This is a genomic window from Halpernia humi (assembly GCF_900108025.1).
Taxonomy (GTDB): Bacteria; Bacteroidota; Bacteroidia; order Flavobacteriales; family Weeksellaceae; genus Halpernia; species Halpernia humi.
Map to the genome: position 1 here is coordinate 265,235 of NZ_FNUS01000005.1, position 15,492 is coordinate 280,726.

At 31.9% G+C, this 15,492-nt stretch carries 13 protein-coding genes; 3 read left to right on the forward strand and 10 right to left on the reverse strand.

Annotated features, from left to right (window positions below):
• Positions 1 to 3: 3 nt before the first annotated feature.
• Genes C4S29_RS11335 through C4S29_RS11345 form a run of 3 tightly spaced genes read right to left on the reverse strand, consistent with a single transcriptional unit; the run spans position 4 to position 5,177 of the window.
• The gene (locus C4S29_RS11335; RefSeq protein WP_103914204.1) at positions 4 to 2,367 is read right to left on the reverse strand and encodes a GumC family protein; all 2,364 of its coding nucleotides are present in this window, start codon (positions 2,365 to 2,367) and stop codon (positions 4 to 6) included.
• A gap of 24 nt (positions 2,368 to 2,391) precedes the next feature.
• Positions 2,392 to 3,204 (reverse strand): polysaccharide biosynthesis/export family protein, encoded by an 813-nt coding sequence (locus C4S29_RS11340; protein ID WP_233740539.1) that lies wholly within the window; start codon positions 3,202 to 3,204, stop codon positions 2,392 to 2,394.
• A 44-nt stretch (positions 3,205 to 3,248) separates the two neighbouring features.
• The gene (locus C4S29_RS11345; protein ID WP_103914205.1) at positions 3,249 to 5,177 is read right to left on the reverse strand and encodes a polysaccharide biosynthesis protein; all 1,929 of its coding nucleotides are present in this window, start codon (positions 5,175 to 5,177) and stop codon (positions 3,249 to 3,251) included.
• Between the two features lie 333 nt (positions 5,178 to 5,510).
• Between C4S29_RS11345 and secG the strand changes: the two genes are divergently transcribed.
• Positions 5,511 to 5,852 carry a preprotein translocase subunit SecG gene (secG, locus tag C4S29_RS11350; protein ID WP_103914206.1) on the forward strand — a complete coding sequence of 114 codons (342 nt, stop codon included), beginning with the start codon at positions 5,511 to 5,513 and terminating at the stop codon, positions 5,850 to 5,852.
• Between the two features lie 49 nt (positions 5,853 to 5,901).
• Here secG and C4S29_RS11355 read toward each other — a convergent pair whose 3' ends face one another.
• From C4S29_RS11355 to C4S29_RS11375, 5 genes are all read right to left on the reverse strand, one after another.
• The gene (locus C4S29_RS11355; RefSeq protein WP_103914207.1) at positions 5,902 to 6,741 is read right to left on the reverse strand and encodes a glycosyltransferase family 2 protein; all 840 of its coding nucleotides are present in this window, start codon (positions 6,739 to 6,741) and stop codon (positions 5,902 to 5,904) included.
• Positions 6,737 to 7,348 carry a recombination mediator RecR gene (recR, locus tag C4S29_RS11360; RefSeq protein ID WP_103914208.1) on the reverse strand — a complete coding sequence of 204 codons (612 nt, stop codon included), beginning with the start codon at positions 7,346 to 7,348 and terminating at the stop codon, positions 6,737 to 6,739. The genes C4S29_RS11355 and recR overlap by 5 nt, the downstream gene beginning before the upstream one ends.
• A gap of 139 nt (positions 7,349 to 7,487) precedes the next feature.
• On the reverse strand, positions 7,488 to 7,808 hold the full coding sequence (locus C4S29_RS11365; RefSeq protein WP_146063316.1) for a hypothetical protein: 321 nt from the start codon (positions 7,806 to 7,808) through the stop codon (positions 7,488 to 7,490).
• A gap of 23 nt (positions 7,809 to 7,831) precedes the next feature.
• Positions 7,832 to 9,691, reverse strand: a complete 1,860-nt coding sequence (locus tag C4S29_RS11370; RefSeq protein ID WP_103914210.1) for a hypothetical protein — start codon at positions 9,689 to 9,691, stop codon at positions 7,832 to 7,834.
• Between the two features lie 5 nt (positions 9,692 to 9,696).
• The gene (locus C4S29_RS11375) at positions 9,697 to 10,185 is read right to left on the reverse strand and encodes a T9SS type A sorting domain-containing protein (RefSeq protein ID WP_103914211.1); all 489 of its coding nucleotides are present in this window, start codon (positions 10,183 to 10,185) and stop codon (positions 9,697 to 9,699) included.
• 163 nt (positions 10,186 to 10,348) lie between these two features.
• Between C4S29_RS11375 and C4S29_RS11380 the strand changes: the two genes are divergently transcribed.
• Both C4S29_RS11380 and C4S29_RS11385 read left to right on the forward strand, forming a co-directional pair.
• Complete coding sequence (locus C4S29_RS11380) at positions 10,349 to 11,050, forward strand: LytR/AlgR family response regulator transcription factor (protein WP_103914212.1); 702 nt, start codon at positions 10,349 to 10,351, stop codon at positions 11,048 to 11,050.
• Positions 11,047 to 13,032, forward strand: coding sequence for a tetratricopeptide repeat-containing sensor histidine kinase (locus tag C4S29_RS11385; RefSeq protein WP_103914213.1), 1,986 nt, complete (start codon positions 11,047 to 11,049; stop codon positions 13,030 to 13,032). The genes C4S29_RS11380 and C4S29_RS11385 overlap by 4 nt, the downstream gene beginning before the upstream one ends.
• Before the next feature lie 86 nt (positions 13,033 to 13,118).
• Here the strand turns inward: C4S29_RS11385 and C4S29_RS11390 are convergent, their stop codons facing one another.
• Together C4S29_RS11390 and C4S29_RS11395 are read right to left on the reverse strand one after the other, a co-directional pair.
• Positions 13,119 to 14,663, reverse strand: a complete 1,545-nt coding sequence (locus C4S29_RS11390) for a HEAT repeat domain-containing protein (protein WP_103914214.1) — start codon at positions 14,661 to 14,663, stop codon at positions 13,119 to 13,121.
• 60 nt (positions 14,664 to 14,723) lie between these two features.
• Complete coding sequence (locus tag C4S29_RS11395; protein WP_103914215.1) at positions 14,724 to 15,230, reverse strand: DUF4920 domain-containing protein; 507 nt, start codon at positions 15,228 to 15,230, stop codon at positions 14,724 to 14,726.
• Between the last annotated feature and the right edge of the window lie 262 nt (positions 15,231 to 15,492).

Below are 15,492 nucleotides of genomic sequence, written 5' to 3' on the forward strand. Positions count from 1 at the left end.
TAATTAAAATCTATCTTTAATCTCGTCCCAGAAACTTTTTTGGACCACACCGTAGCCATAGCCATATTTGTTACCGTAGCCGAAATTACTTTTTTCCACATCGTTAAGCACAAATCCAACATTTTGGATCTTTTTTGCAGCGGCACTTTTATTAGCAAAATCGATGAGGGATTTTTCTGTGTAATTAGAACGCGTGATGTATAGAGTTGCTTCTGCCAATTCAGAAATTAGGAAAGTATCTGTTACCAACATTAATGGTGCAGTATCTAAAATAATAAAATCATAGATTGATTTTAATTCTGTCATTAATTCTGTAAGACGTCCATTTGTTAGCAATTCTGTAGGATTTGGAGGAATACTTCCAGAATAAATCACATCTAAATGCGGATTAAACGTGGACTTATGCAATACATCTGAAAGTTTTAATGTAGAATCGTGTAAATATTCAGTAATTCCAGAAACGCCTTTTCGGGATTCATTATAACGTTGCAATTGTGGATTTCTAATATCAGCCCCAATAATTATGACTTTTTTAGAAGGTGAAGCTAAAGTTAAAGAGAGATTAACCGATGTAAAAGTTTTACCTTCTCCTTTCACTGTGGAGGTTACCATTATTACTTTTGATCCTTTCGTTTTCGGCAGCATAAAATTCATGTTGGTAATCAGAATCCTAAATGCTTCGGCCATCGGCGATAAATCATTAAGTCCCACAATTTCACTTTGTCCTTTTTCTAACTGTGGCAATTCTGCTAAAACTGGGATGGTACTAAGACGCTCAATATCGTGTTTTGTTTTAATTTTATTATTAAATAAATCTGCAAGATAAATTAAAGCAAAAGGAATGAGCAAACCGACTAATAATGCCGCCAATAAGACAATCATTTTCTTTGGCGCTACTGGCTGATCTGAAGCATAAGCATAATCTACAATTCTCGCTTTTGGCGCTGTAATTGCTAGAGAAATTGCCGTTTCTTCTCGCTTTTGAAGTAACAACAAATAAAGGTTTTCTTTTATTTGCTGTTGTCTTTCGATACCGCGGAATACTTTCTCTAAAGAAGGTATTTTTGAGATTTTTCCACTAATTTTATTTTGCTCCGCTTCATAACTTTGCTTTTCAATTTCTAAACCTGCTTTGTTTTTCTGCAAACTTTCTAGAACTGAAGCCCGTAAAGCATTTATCTGATTGGACAGTTCCACCACCGATGGATTTTTAACTGTTCCGGATTGCAATAGTCTGTCACGATTTAACACTAACTGATTATAAGTAGAAATCCCAGAAGTCGCCGTAGGATCTAGCAAACCAATGTTCGAAGGTAAGACATCGTATTTGCCTTGCTTCTGAACGTAATTTATAATGGTATTGGTTAATTCTAATTGGGCGTCTGTTTCAATTTGTTTTGCATGCGCATCAGAAGATGTTTCTAAATTTATTTTCGCTTCAGTTTCTAAATCCGTAATTTGATTGGCGGATTTAAAACGTTCCTTTTGTTCCTCTACTTGGCCTAATTCTTTGGAAATTAATTTAATCCGTTCATCTATAAAATCTTTGGTCTTTTGCGATTCAGAATTTTTATCTTTTATTGCATCCTCATTGTAAGCGTCTACCAAATTATTTAAAATTGTTTTAGCTTTATCTTTTTCCGGATAATTCATACTAAGACCAATTACCGTTGCATCTTTATTTACAAGATTGACGTTCAAAAGATTTTGAAGTGATGTTACACGGTCGTCTATTTTCGAAATTTGAAGTATTAAATTATTTGTATTACTTAAAGTATCTGGGACATAAGACTTATTTTTTTGAATAATAATATTCGCAAATGGCAAGTTTATGATTTTGCCATACGTCGTTTTAATATTTTGCTTTAATTTTTCTGATTTTAATAATAACTGATCACCTCTTATTTCCAGGTCTAGTGGAAATGTTTTTTCTTCTTTTTCATTTACTACAATTACGCTTATAGGTGATGTTTTATCGTAAAGTTCAGAATCTTTAATATTTCCTTGTGTTTTTATAACAGTTTGTAAATCGTTATCTTTTACAACGGCATTCATGAGTTTTTTAGATTTAAAAATCTCAATCTCATTATCTACACTATTAGTACCCATGCTGCCTAATCCAGATAGATCTTGCAGCAATGCATTATCACCACCGCCAAATGAATTATTTTTGGCATCTTTAATTAAAACAGTGGCGTTAATATTATAAATCGGCGTGGCATATCTCAAATAGAGAAATGCTAGAAATAGTGTGATGAAAACTGATATTAAAAACCAAAGCCAATTGCGAACATAAGGTTTTACAATTTCCTGAATATTTATTTCAGATATTTCGTTATCTATAGTAGGTTTCGAGTTAGACTCCATAGGTGTACGGTTGTTGAGAGGTATCTATTTTCTGACAATTAAAGCGATGATTGTAATGGCAATCGATGCAATGGATATGTATAAACCCGTATTTGGGTCTAATCGTGACGTTTTCTCCTTCGTTGAATTTGGAGTTACATAAATCACATCTCCTTGTTTTAAATAATAATAAGGAGAATTAATAAATTTTGCGTCATTTAGATCAATTCTGGTGTTTGTGGTTTTTCCATCTACATTTCTAACCAATAAGACATTATCTCTTTTACCATAAATTGTAAGGTCTCCGGCTAAACCAAGTGCATTTAAAAAAGTAGCATTGGCATCTGGCACAATATATTGCCCGGGCCGATTCACTTCACCTAAAATCGTAATTTTATAATTGGTGTTCTTTACACTTACAACAGGATTTGTAATATATTCCTTTAAGGCTTGTCTTAAATCCTCTTTAAATTCTTCAATCGTCTTACCCGTTGTGTTTCGCTCTCCTAAAACAGGAAAATCTATATTTCCTTTGGAATCTACAATGTAAGTTGGCCCCGAATCTGCAGTAGGATTTTCTCTTAAATTTCCTCCCGCAATGGCATTTTGAACCATTTGCCCTGAAGAAAAGTTTTGATTAAAAGGTTTTGCTACATCCAAATCTTTAGCAGAAACATATATCATAAGTTCATCGCCAGGCTGTATTGTTGTTATTCGCTGGTCTACAGCCGCTTGTGTTGCAATACTATCTATATTTTGCATGTAATTCAGATTTTTTTTATCTGAGGATACATTCTTAAAGACACCACAAGATGTCATTAGTAATAGTAGTAAAAGAGGTACAAAATTTTTCATCATTTTTAAAAACATTGGGTGCAAATATACAAATATTTTATAGTCAACTAAAGGTCTAAAGTTTGGTATATCGAATTTTCACTTTTAAACTCTGGAACAATCTCTTTTAGAAGTTTTACAATATCATCATTCTCGCATTTTAGCGCGGCAATTGTAATCTGCTGTGTGTATCTTTTTATCACAGAAAACTCTACAGTAGAATCTTTTGAAATTAAAATACTTGAATGAGGTGTTGGAAGTGTTTTGGCTCCATCACTCAACAATTCTTCGTACAATTTTTCACCTGGGCGAAGCCCTGTGAAAATAATCTTGATATCTTCATCTGGTCTGAAGCCCGAAAGTTTAATCATTCGGCGTGCTAAATTCACGATTTTTACCGGTTCGCCCATATCAAATACAAAAATTTCGCCGCCTTTGCCCATTGTTCCTGCTTGTAAAACTAGTTCACAGGCTTCTGGTATGGTCATAAAATACCTTACAATATCTTTATGTGTAACTGTAATAGGGCCTCCTGCTTCGATTTGCTTTTTAAAATGTGGAATAACAGATCCATTAGATCCTAAAACATTACCAAATCTTGTTGTAATAAATTTAGTTTGATTCCCTTCCAAATTTTGCAGAGATTGCACAAAAAGTTCCGCCATACGTTTGGAAGCGCCCATTACATTTGTAGGGTTTACCGCCTTATCTGTAGAAATCATCACAAAACGATTCACTTTATATTTACTTGAGAACATTGATAAATTTTTGGTGCCTAACACATTTACCAAAATAGCCTCTCGCGGATTTTTCTCAATTAAAGGAACGTGCTTATATGCTGCGGCATGATAAACCATTGAAAACTGAAATTTCTTAAATACAGGCTCAATACGACGTTCATTGGATATATCTGCAAGTATAAACTCGAAATGTATGTGCGGAAACTCTTGTTTCATTTCAAGTTCTATTTGATATAGCGGTGTTTCAGCCTGATCTAAAACTACAATTGTTTTTGGATTAAATTTGGCGACTTGCCGCACAATTTCAGCACCAATAGAACCTGCGCCACCAGTCACCAAAATAATTTTATCTTCATGACGAGGGCTAATAGCATCGTTATCTATCTTAATCGGTTTTCGGTTTAATAAATCTTCAATCTGCATTTCTTTAATCGAATTCGCAAGATCACCCGGTCTAAATTTTTGGAGTGTTGGAGATTTAAAAATTTTAATGTCTTTTTCGAGCAAAATATTTACCCAACTGTTTAATTCATCACGTGTGAGAAGTTCTTTGATTATTAAAACACCGTCAACATTTAATTCTGCTTTAGATTTAGCCTTAAGTTTATCTTTGGAGATAATTTCTTTACCAAGTAATCTCGCACTTTCAGAGTCCTTTCTATCCGTCAAAAAACCTATTAAATCATAGGGTAGATTAAGGTTATCCAAAATGGCCCGTGCTATGGCTACAGAACTTTCCGATATACCAAGAACCAATATCCGGTTGCTATCTCCTCGCGCTTTTAATTGGCGCAAAACGTGAAAAAACTCTTTTACAACAAGCCTAAAAGCAAAAAGCAAGGTAAAGGAAACCATGGCGTATATAAAAAAGAGTGGTGTTAAAAATAATTTGCTACCACCTATATACAAGTACAAATAATTAAATATTGACAAAGTTACTAGAGTGCACAAGCACGCTAAAAATAATTTGAATAAATCTACAAAAGTGGAATGCCGAATAATTCCAGAAAAAGTGCGAAAAACATACATAAACAGGCCGTTCACCATTAATACAAACAGGAATTTAATACCCAAAGGCCATTCTGTAGGTGGTCTTACGTTTAATTTATCTAAAATAAAGTAAGAGAAAAAAAGTGAGAAAAAAAGAATAATCGCATCAATCAGCATTACAATCCATCTAGGCAAATACCTCACGTCAGAAAGCGAAAGTATATTGTCGCCTTCATACATTTTATTGCTTAAGTTTTTAATGCCCATTTTTTAACTTTATTTTCAATTTATAAGTCTGTGCAAAAGTAATAAATTTTACATTTAGATATAAAAAAAAGTAATATTCGCTACAGATTACAAATATTTCAAGTACGCTAAAGATATAAAATAAAAACTGATTTTGGAAGGTTTATTATTTAGTTAAGGATAAAAATTGTGAGCCCAAAATATGCTATGTCTTTTCATTTGGTAAAATATATTTTCTTTACTTTTATTTCAAAATAATATTAAAAGTGATTTTGTTTTTCTTAAAAAATCGAGCATTTGTTTCCCACTTTAGAATAAAAAACAGTATATTTGCAACCTGAAATTTTAAAAAAAATGGGTACAATTTTTACACTTTTCATGGTAATTATCATGATTGCATGTGTTCTTCTTATTACGATAATCATGGCTCAAAACCCAAAAGGAGGCGGCCTTTCTGGTACTTTTGGTGGTACTTCACCGGCACAATTTGGGGTACAAAGAACCAATGATTTTATGGAAAATGCGACATGGGTTTTAGGCGGCGGCATCATCGTATTGATAATCGTAAGTGTAGTTTTAACAGCAAAACCTAGCCAAAGAGTTGCACCACAAGCGCCGGTAAATCAGTCTGCGCCTGCAACATCTGCCCCAGCGCAAAATTCTACTACAGTGCCACAAGCACCAGTAAAAAAATAAATTTATTTACAAATGATACTAAAAGCGACTTTTTAAAAAGTCGTTTTTTTTATTTTAATTGACGAATGGCAAAATAATGTTTCAATTTTAAACCCATACTTAAAAGTCTAAATTTTAAAGGCGATTTTTTACGGTAATATTTATTGAGAAAAATTTGCATCGCTCCATAAAAACGCTCCAGATAAATCTTATCCTTCACTGTGCTTTCTCCTTTGTAGTGAAGTATTGAAGCCTTTCCATAATAATAATTTTTTAGGCCATTTTGCAATAAAGTATAGCACAAATCTATATCTTCCCCGTACATAAAATAAGTTTCATCTAAACCTCCAAATTTTAGATAATATTCTCTTCTAATTAATAAAAATGCTCCGGTAACCACTTCCACTTCTGCTATTTCATCTTCTAGAATATCGGTTCGATAATAGGATTTTTGGTTGTTTTTTTTTAAATGAATAAAAAGTTTCTCAAAAGAGTTAATCATATTGGGAACAGCGCGCTTGCTCTCTGGCAAAAATTTTCCTTCACTATCATGCATCCGAACACCCAAACACCCGAATTTTTCCTGCTGATCGGCAAAATTTAAAATTTCATTCATGTAAAATCCTTCAAATTCTGTGTCGGGATTTAGCAACAAAACGTATTCACCAACAGCCAATTTTACCGCTAAATTATTCGCTTTCGCAAAACCGCCATTTTCGTCAGAGCCTACAAATCTAACAGTTGGAAAGTCATTTATTAAATTTTTCCAAGAATTATCTGGGCTGTTATTATCTATTACAATTATTTCGTAATCTAAATCTTGAATATATTTTTGCAAAGAATCTAGGCAATTTCTCAATAAAATTGGCACGTTGTAATGAACAATAATGACGCTTAATTTCATATTAATCTTGTTCGTTATATGGCAATCTATTCATTATAGAGCGGCCAAGAGAAACCTCATCTGCATATTCTAACTCATCGCCCACAGAAATACCGCGGGCAATACTTGAAAATTTTACATCAAAATTTTTAAATTTTTTGTAGAGATAATAGGCAGTTGTATCGCCTTCCATGGTGGCGCTCAAAGCGAAAATAATTTCCTTCAAAAAGCCTTCATTTAATTTTTTTTCAATGCTTCCGATATTCAGTTGGCTGGGTCCTACGCCTTCCATGGGTGAAATTTTACCTCCAAGAACTAAATATTTTCCGTTAAATTTTGAAGTATTTTCTATCGCCATCACATCTCGAACATCTTCTACAATGCACAAAATGGCGTTTGATCTTTTCGGACTACTACAAATTTCGCATATTTCTAAATCTGAAAAATTGTGGCAATTTTTGCAATATTTAATGTCGGTAACTAATTTTTTTAAACTTTCACCTAAAAGAATTCCTTGCGATTCGGGCTGCTTTAAAAGATGCAATGCCAAACGCAAGGCCGATTTTTTGCCGATCCCGGGCAAACCAGAAATTTCTTCAACTGCTTTTGCCAAAACTTTACTTGGATAATCCATTGCACAAAAATAGATATTTTTTAAAAAAACTGGCTGTGTTAGTTCAAAAGTTTAAATTAAAATTCACACTGTTTCAATTAAGATAAAAATCCGCTGCAATTTATTTTACAGCGGATTTTTTTAATAGTTTGTAATACCATTATTTTGAATCGTTTGATTTTGCCTCAATTTTTTGATTGCTAATTTGTTCTTGTTTTTCATTTGGCGTTTCAGGCATTTTTAATTTGGAAAATTTCTCTAGCTCTATTTTTTGCTTTGCCTTCTCTTGTGCTTGCGCTTCTGCTTTTTTTTGCATTTCCTGTTGAACTTGAATTTTATATTGGTTGTAAGGAATTCCGTTTACCAAAGGATTGTGTGGGTCTTCATTGCTTACAATTTGTGTTTTTGCAGGATTACTTTTTTGAGCAAATATTAAAGTGCTTCCAAATAATAATGCAAAAGTTATAATAAGTTTTTTCATAATATTTTTATTTAAAATTAATTTTATTTGTGTAATAAGTCGATTGAAAATGTTGATCCATCTGGCCATAAATTATTAGTAGCGTTTCCATATTGATAAACACCAAAAGAAACTTTTTGTCCAGCAGTTAATTTTTTTACCAATTTTACTTCCGGATCGCTATAATATTGTAAAGCAACTGCATTGTTGCTATATCCTTTTTTTACCGAAGAACCATCGATACGAATCACTAAAATTGCTTGATCGCCATTATTAGTGTTTAAATCGGTAAAACTGATGTGTGCATAAATGGAATAATATCCTGTAACAGGAATAATATATTCTCCCGTAGTAGCGTCATAATTTGCTCCTCCGGTTTCTTCAAGATTAGTCCAGGAATTAATAATATTTAGTCCCGAATTATCTATTGCCTGTGCACTTCCACCTAAACTACTAATATGTATAAAAGGTGTAATAACATCTTGCCAAGTTGCATTTCCGTATGAATCGCTTGTTAATACTTTGCCATCATCTTCGTTAATATTGGTGAATTTTAATGGGCCATTAGAATATATTGCCAAACTTACTGCAGGTGCTATAAAAACCCCTGCTGAACCCAAACCTGTCGATTTAAAATATCCAGCAATACCGTAACCACTTGAAGATCCACTTATACCAAAACCACTAACTGTTTTTCCATAAACACCGATTGCGGAATTAGCATAGCCATAGACACCCGCTCCGTAAGGATTGGGCCCAGTTACCTCCCCGCTAACTCCAATTGATAGTTGGTTACTTGAATTTGAATTCGCTAAACCTTTAACTCCAATCCCAATATTTTCGGTAGAATTATTTACGCCCATCAGTGCAGGCGCAATATTGTTAATATTGATGTTTTCAAAATATCCTGCTTGATTGGGGTTTGTACTAGTATTTGATATTTTAAATTTAATTGCGTCAGCAGTAGATGAGCCATCATAAGGTAAAGTTAATCCAGCAGCAGGCGTTTGCCAAGTAGCATTTCCATTTGAATCATAGGTTAACACTTTTCCTACTCCTTCATTAACTCCAAGAAATTTTATTGGCCCATAAGTTACCAAAGCATAACTATTACTAGAATTCGCTTGGAAAGAACCTGCCGTTCCAGTTCCAAGTGCATCGCCCCTTACAGCACTTCCATTTGTTGTAAGTCCATAGACGCCATACGCATTTTGTGAAACGCCATAAACTCCAGCCCCGCCGGTTTCTGCTCCAGATAAATAACCATAAACGCCTGAAGATAGATTTCCATTCGAAGTTGCTTTTGCTATACCTTGAACTCCAACACCAAATCGATCAACAGAATTATTTTTCCCTGAAATAGCAGGTGCTGAATTTAAAACATCCGTATTTTCAAAATAAGCCGCTTGACTTAGACTTGCACTGCTGTTCGTGATTTTAAAAGGAATAACATTGTCGGTAGAAGAATTACCTGAATATGGCAAACTAAAAGAAGAAGCACCACTTCCTGAAGATTTAGAATACATTGCATAAGGAACACTTAATAATTGGCTCGTTCCAGAAATGCTGTAGTTGCTTCCGCCTGTAGGATCGGTTTCTGTTTTTATGTAATAAGAGTCTGAAGACCAATCAATTGAAGCAATACTTCCACTCAAAACTGTTCCCGCACCAATTTGAATTGAAATTAACCCATTTGCATTAGTATTTGCATTTTGTGTCTCTGCATAAACAACTGCTCCTGCAGGAGAATTTTTTAAAATGCTAATTTTCACGCCAACGGCAGAATTTGCTACTAATGCGTTTGAAGCATTTCTAATAACGGCTTGATAAGAAAATTTTTCTGGCGCTTGCGCATTTATTAAGCAAATAAAAAGCAAAGCCAAGATTTGTAATGATTTTTTCATAATTATTAATTTTTAATGATTTTAAAAGTTTTCATAGTTTTTCCTTCACTTGAAATGGAAAGAATATACATTCCAACACGGATAGCAGAAGTATTAATGTCGTTTTTTAAGGCTTTCAATTCGCCTTGGTTGATTAATTTACCAGAAGCATCAAATAGCTGATAGCGAGCATTTTTTAATTTTTCAGCATTAAAATCAACAATCAAAAAATCTTTTACGGGATTTGGATAAACAGTAATGTTCTTTTGCATTGCGTTTTCATTTGTGCTTAAAACAAAAATTTCATAAGGTTGATGAACGCCTTGGCTTACTTTTCCAGAAGCAGATTCGATGCTTTGGTAAGTCATTTGCCCAACCGAATAAGAAACTGAACCCGCAGCAGATTGTGCATCAGTTCCAGATGAAAAGGCATTTTGAGCTGCTAAAATTTCTGAAAAACCCAAAAAGAGCAGAAATAAAAAACATTTAAAAGTGAAATGATTATTTTTTTTCATAATAATTGATTTTTGCGGTTACTATTTTTTTAATTTGATAAGACAAATTTTCAATGTTTTAACTATTCAAAAAATAGCAAATAGACGAACTACATTTTAAATAGACGAATGACTTTTTTCCAACGTTTTTTATTACATTTGATATAAACATTTACATAAAAATTTGAAACTCAATAGTATAATTATCGACGACGATGAAATTGATCGTTTAACGGTTTTATCTTACGCCAAAAGATTCCCAATTCTTAATGTTTTGGGCACTTACGCATCCGCAGAAGACGCAGAAGAAATAATGCGCAGAAATGAAATTGATGTTTTATTTTTAGATATCGATCTTCCTGGTGAATCTGGTGTAGAATTTAGAAAAAAAGCAAGCCAAATTCCAGCCTGTATTTTTATTACTTCTCACCCGGAATTTGCCGTAGAAAGTTTCGAACTCGATACTTTAGATTTTATCGTAAAACCTATTAAAATGAACCGTTTTGAAAGCGCGATGAAACGTTTAGAAGAGTTTATGGAAATTCGCCAAAAAGCCAATTTGTTTGAAAGCAGCATTGGTGGCGACGTGATTTACATTAAAGAAGGCCACGAACAAACCAAAGTGAAACTTCACGATATTTTGTACATCGAAGCGTTGAAAGACTATTCTTTAATCATCACTTCCCAAAAAAGGCATTGCGTTTTGGCAAGCATCGGGAACTTATTAAAAGAGATTCATTTTCAATCTTTTATACGTGTTCATCGCAGTTTTGCCGTACAGAAACAATTTATTACAAAAATTAATACCAACGAAATTGTGCTGAATAGCCAAATGATAATTCCTGTGGGACGAAGTTTTAAAGACAACCTAAATCTTTTGATATGAAGAAATTTCTACCTCTTTTTCTTTTTATATTTAGTTATTCGCCCTGTCAAATTCCCAAGTCATTAGACTCGCTTAAAACTTACATTGACACAAAACCAAAAGACACCAACTACGTTTCAGCGCTAAATGAGTATGCTTTTATCATTATCAAAAACGGAAAATATGAGGAAGGAAAAAAAATAATTACACAAATGGAACTGCTTTCTAAACAACTAAACTATGGGTCTGGTTTTTACAAATCTACCAATATGAAAGGCGTTATGGAATTTGTAAAACAAAATCCAGAGAAAGCAATGGAATATTTTAAAAATGCCAATGAAATTATTTTAAAATACAAATTACCCAATAAAATTTACCAAAATTCTTTAAACAATATTGGTATCATTTACAACCAAATGGGTGATAGAGAAAACGCTACAAAATACGCCATTAAACTCATTGATTTTCAAGAAAAAAAGAAACTAAATCCATTAAAATCTAGTCCTTACACACAAGTTGGTGATAATTTAAAATTTTATAAAAAATACAACGAAGCATTACAATATTATCAAAAAGCGTTGCAGATAGAAACAGACCTTAAAGATCATGTTGGAATAGCCATCGGAAACAATAGAATTGGTAATCTTTATGAAGATTTAAAAAACAATAAAGCCGCATTAAACTATTTTAAAAAAGGTTTATTTTTCGCTGAAAAAGCAGATTATAAATTATTGAAATGCGAATTACTCACCAATTTGGGTAGGATTTACCAAAAGGAAAATGATTTTGTAAAAGCCGAAGATTATCTTAAAAAAGCCGAAGTTCAAAGCCGAGAATTAGAAGCAACCCAAACTTTGAAAGTGGTTTGTTCTAATTTGGGCGATTTATATTTTTCGCAAAAAAAATACCAATTAAGCAAAAAATATTATCTTGAAGCATTGCAAATTGCGAAAGAAATAAAAGACCCAGAATTTTCGTATTCCGCAAACCAAGCTTTGGCAGATTTGTTTGAAAAAGAAGGAGATTATAAAAAAGCCTTCACATACAAAGTAGATGCAGAAATTGCTAAAGATTCTATTTTTAAAATTAAAACTTTAGAAAACACAGAAAACCTCCTCCGCAAATACCAAACCGAGAAAAAAGAGCAAGAAATAAAAACACTTTCTACGCAAAATAAACTAAAAAACTTACAAATAGATATAGCAAATAGAAAAATTTATTATGCATTCGCTGGCCTTTTTCTTTTGAGTTGCATCGGGTTTCTTTTTTATAAACAAAGCGAAAACCGAAAAAGAAACAATCTCAAATTATCTTTTCTAAACCAAGAACTAGAAAAAGCCAATAAAACTAAAACCCAACTTTTTGGCATTCTGAATCACGATTTACGAAGTCCTTTGGCTGGATTAATTCATTTTTTACAATTGCAAAAAGATTCGCCCGAAATTTTGGACGAAGCCACCAAACAGCGTTTACAAAACAAAACTTTCGGTGCGGCTGAAAATCTTTTGGTGCAGATGGAAGACTTACTGTTGTGGAGCAAAGGCCAAATGGAACATTTTGAACCAAAAAAAACGCAGGTTCCTGTAAGTCAAATTTTTCAAGATATTGCCGATAATTTTTCTTTCGGAAACAAGGTGAAAATTTCTTTTGAAAACCCAGAAAACCTTCAAGTTTTTACCGACAACGATTATCTAAAAACCATTACCCGAAACTTAACTAACAACGCCATAAAAATTTTAGATAAAATAGAAAACCCAACAATTGTGTGGAAAGCAATCAACCATAAAAGTTTTGTAGAATTAATGATAATCGATAATGGCAAAGGTGCAACGCCAGAAAAATTTCGTGCATTATTTGATGAAAACGTATCCATTGGCATCAAAACTGGTTTAGGAATGCATCTAATTCGGGATTTATCCAAAGCGATTGATGCTGAAATTTCCGTAAATTCCGTGGAAAATGTAGGAACGCGTATTTCCTTAATTATTGAAAATAAAAAATAGTTTTATTGAAAAAATCCGCTTTAAAAAATATAAAATATAAAATATTTATCTGGTAAACCAAAAATGTGTAATTCCCAAAAAATCTTTTATTTAAAATAAAAATCAAGATTTTCTAAAGGATTTCTATAGAAATATTTTTTTTCTTTTAATATTTCACAAACGATTTCATGAATTTCTTTGGATTTTTTCAGAAGTGCAGGATCTGGTTCAATAAAATACGAATTTGCTTTTAATTTCCAATTTTCGATATAATTTACGCTTAAATCTCTTAAAGCAGGATTTTCATCAATCAAACCAATCATTAAATCTGAAATCGTGATATATTTACCGATAGAACTAAATAATCGAAGCATACTTTTTCTAGCTTCATAATCGCCGGTTTTGTAAATATATCTCGCTTTTTCTAAAACATCTTCAGTGTAATGTTTGACAAAATATTTGACAAAAAAATTCCTTAAAAATATATTTTTATTTTCAAAATTTTCATAAGCAAAATCGAAAGCAATTTGAGGCTCCAGTTTCTCTATGGACAGAAAGGCAATTTTAACCAGATAAGTTTTTTCGCAAGTTAAAAACGGAAATATATAGTTAACATATTTTTTTCCTTGTACTTCTGAAAGCCCAAAAATTGAACCTTTCAAATTTTTATTATTTTTTATGTTATCAGCATAAATTTCTGCAAAATCTACATTCCTTAAATTTTTCCTTGCTAAATCACGAATTGCCGCAGACTCATCAGCTACGAAATTTAATGCAATTTCAGAAGTTAAATTTTTTCTTTTATCTATTTCAAAAAGCGTTTGCAATCTAATTTTGGAAGATTTGTCTTTTAATAAATTTTCTATTTCGATTTTATTCAAAATGTCAAATTTTTTTAGAGCAAAAATTCGGACTAAATAATTTTTGTCATTTAGAAATTCTTTAAAAAATCGGTCGTTCTCATTTTTTGAATTATATACTTTGCGTGCAAGAATTATTCTATTTTTTTCGGAAAAGTTTTTAATATTATCTAGCAAATAATTTTCTTCCTCAAGAATAAATTGAAAAATGTTTTCATAAACAATAGTTAAATTCGCTCTTTTAGTTTTTATTATCCATTCAAATAAATACAGATTTTCAACTAAACAATTTAAATATTCAATTTTCTTAAAATTAACTAAAGCCTGAACAGCTTTATTTCTAATTATTTCAACCCAATCTGAAAGTCGAAAAATTATAAACTTTATTGCATCGCTATTCTCTGAATTACTTAATTCTTCAACGGCAAACTCCCTTATATAACCATTTCTATTTTGGGAAGCAATTTGAATTAGAGTAAAGTAATCTTTTACAGAAAAGTTATTTTTGAAAAATTTAAAATCCGCTATCTTAACTTCACAATATCTTAAAGTTTCATAAAGATGATTTTTTTTGTCAAGTTTATTAAAAAAATCATCAATAATAAAAAATGTGAATTCTCTAATTTCCTTACTATCAGATTTTAAATATGGAAATAAATTTGGAATCAGGCTTGGGTTTCCAATTTCCCAAATGTTTTGCAGAGCGTTAATTTTATCAGAGACAAAATCCCTATTTGAAGAAAAAATGGATTTATTTTTTTCTAAAATTTTAAAATAATCTATTAACTGCATAATTTAAAAAATCACCATAAAAAATTGCAACGGATTTTTTATTTTAATAATTGCTTATCATTAATCGACCACTTTTATCCCACTTGCCATGAAATTCACCTCTTGTTTTGGTTTTGTAATCATTGCAATTTCCTCCTCAGATTTATTGGCATCTTCAGCATAATGTTTCAATTCTTTTACGGACGTCATTTTCAGTTCTGCGTTGCCAATTAAAACCACATTTTTACCGCGCAATGCCAAAGGAACCAAATAAGCATGGTCTTTTGTTTTCACAAAAAATCGGTTTTTGCTGTCGGTTTTTATCGTGAGCCAGCAACCTTCCATTTCGCAAACTTCTTCCACTTTTCCTTTGATGGCGACGTTTTCTATTTTATTATTTTTCTTTAATTTTTTCTCTAATTTAGATGCTGAAATTGCATTTTTCACAGCAACATCTGAAACATCTGCGCCATAAAGTTCGCCTACAGGTGCATTGCCTTCAGGTCTTATAACTTTTTCAGAACCCATGTCTTGTGCAAATGCCAGGGTTGCAATAAGCATTGCAAAAACTAAAATTATCTTTTTCATTTGTATAAATTTTTGTAAAAATAACTAAAAGTTTTTAGAGCCCAAGAAAATTTAACCAACTAAATTTTCCTAAAATTCATAATTACTTTAATTCTTAAAATTATTCATTACAAATTTTTGAAACATTTTTTTTGCAAATTACAAAAAAATATTACCCTAAAAAATTAAGAGCCTGTTTAAATTTCATTCAATAAATTTTTTATAGCCTTTTCTTAATTTTCTAAATTAAAATAAACTCTGTTTATTCTTAAATTTAACATTA

Coding starts and splice junctions, on each gene's coding strand:
- C4S29_RS11335 (WP_103914204.1), bottom strand. CDS start 2,367: ATGGAGTCTAACTCGAAACCTACTATAGATAACGAAATATCTGAAATA.
- C4S29_RS11340 (WP_233740539.1), bottom strand. CDS start 3,204: ATGATGAAAAATTTTGTACCTCTTTTACTACTATTACTAATGACATCT.
- C4S29_RS11345 (WP_103914205.1), bottom strand. CDS start 5,177: ATGGGCATTAAAAACTTAAGCAATAAAATGTATGAAGGCGACAATATA.
- secG (WP_103914206.1), top strand. CDS start 5,511: ATGGGTACAATTTTTACACTTTTCATGGTAATTATCATGATTGCATGT.
- recR (WP_103914208.1), bottom strand. CDS start 7,348: ATGGATTATCCAAGTAAAGTTTTGGCAAAAGCAGTTGAAGAAATTTCT.
- C4S29_RS11365 (WP_146063316.1), bottom strand. CDS start 7,808: ATGAAAAAACTTATTATAACTTTTGCATTATTATTTGGAAGCACTTTA.
- C4S29_RS11370 (WP_103914210.1), bottom strand. CDS start 9,691: ATGAAAAAATCATTACAAATCTTGGCTTTGCTTTTTATTTGCTTAATA.
- C4S29_RS11375 (WP_103914211.1), bottom strand. CDS start 10,185: ATGAAAAAAAATAATCATTTCACTTTTAAATGTTTTTTATTTCTGCTC.
- C4S29_RS11385 (WP_103914213.1), top strand. CDS start 11,047: ATGAAGAAATTTCTACCTCTTTTTCTTTTTATATTTAGTTATTCGCCC.
- C4S29_RS11390 (WP_103914214.1), bottom strand. CDS start 14,663: ATGCAGTTAATAGATTATTTTAAAATTTTAGAAAAAAATAAATCCATT.
- C4S29_RS11395 (WP_103914215.1), bottom strand. CDS start 15,230: ATGAAAAAGATAATTTTAGTTTTTGCAATGCTTATTGCAACCCTGGCA.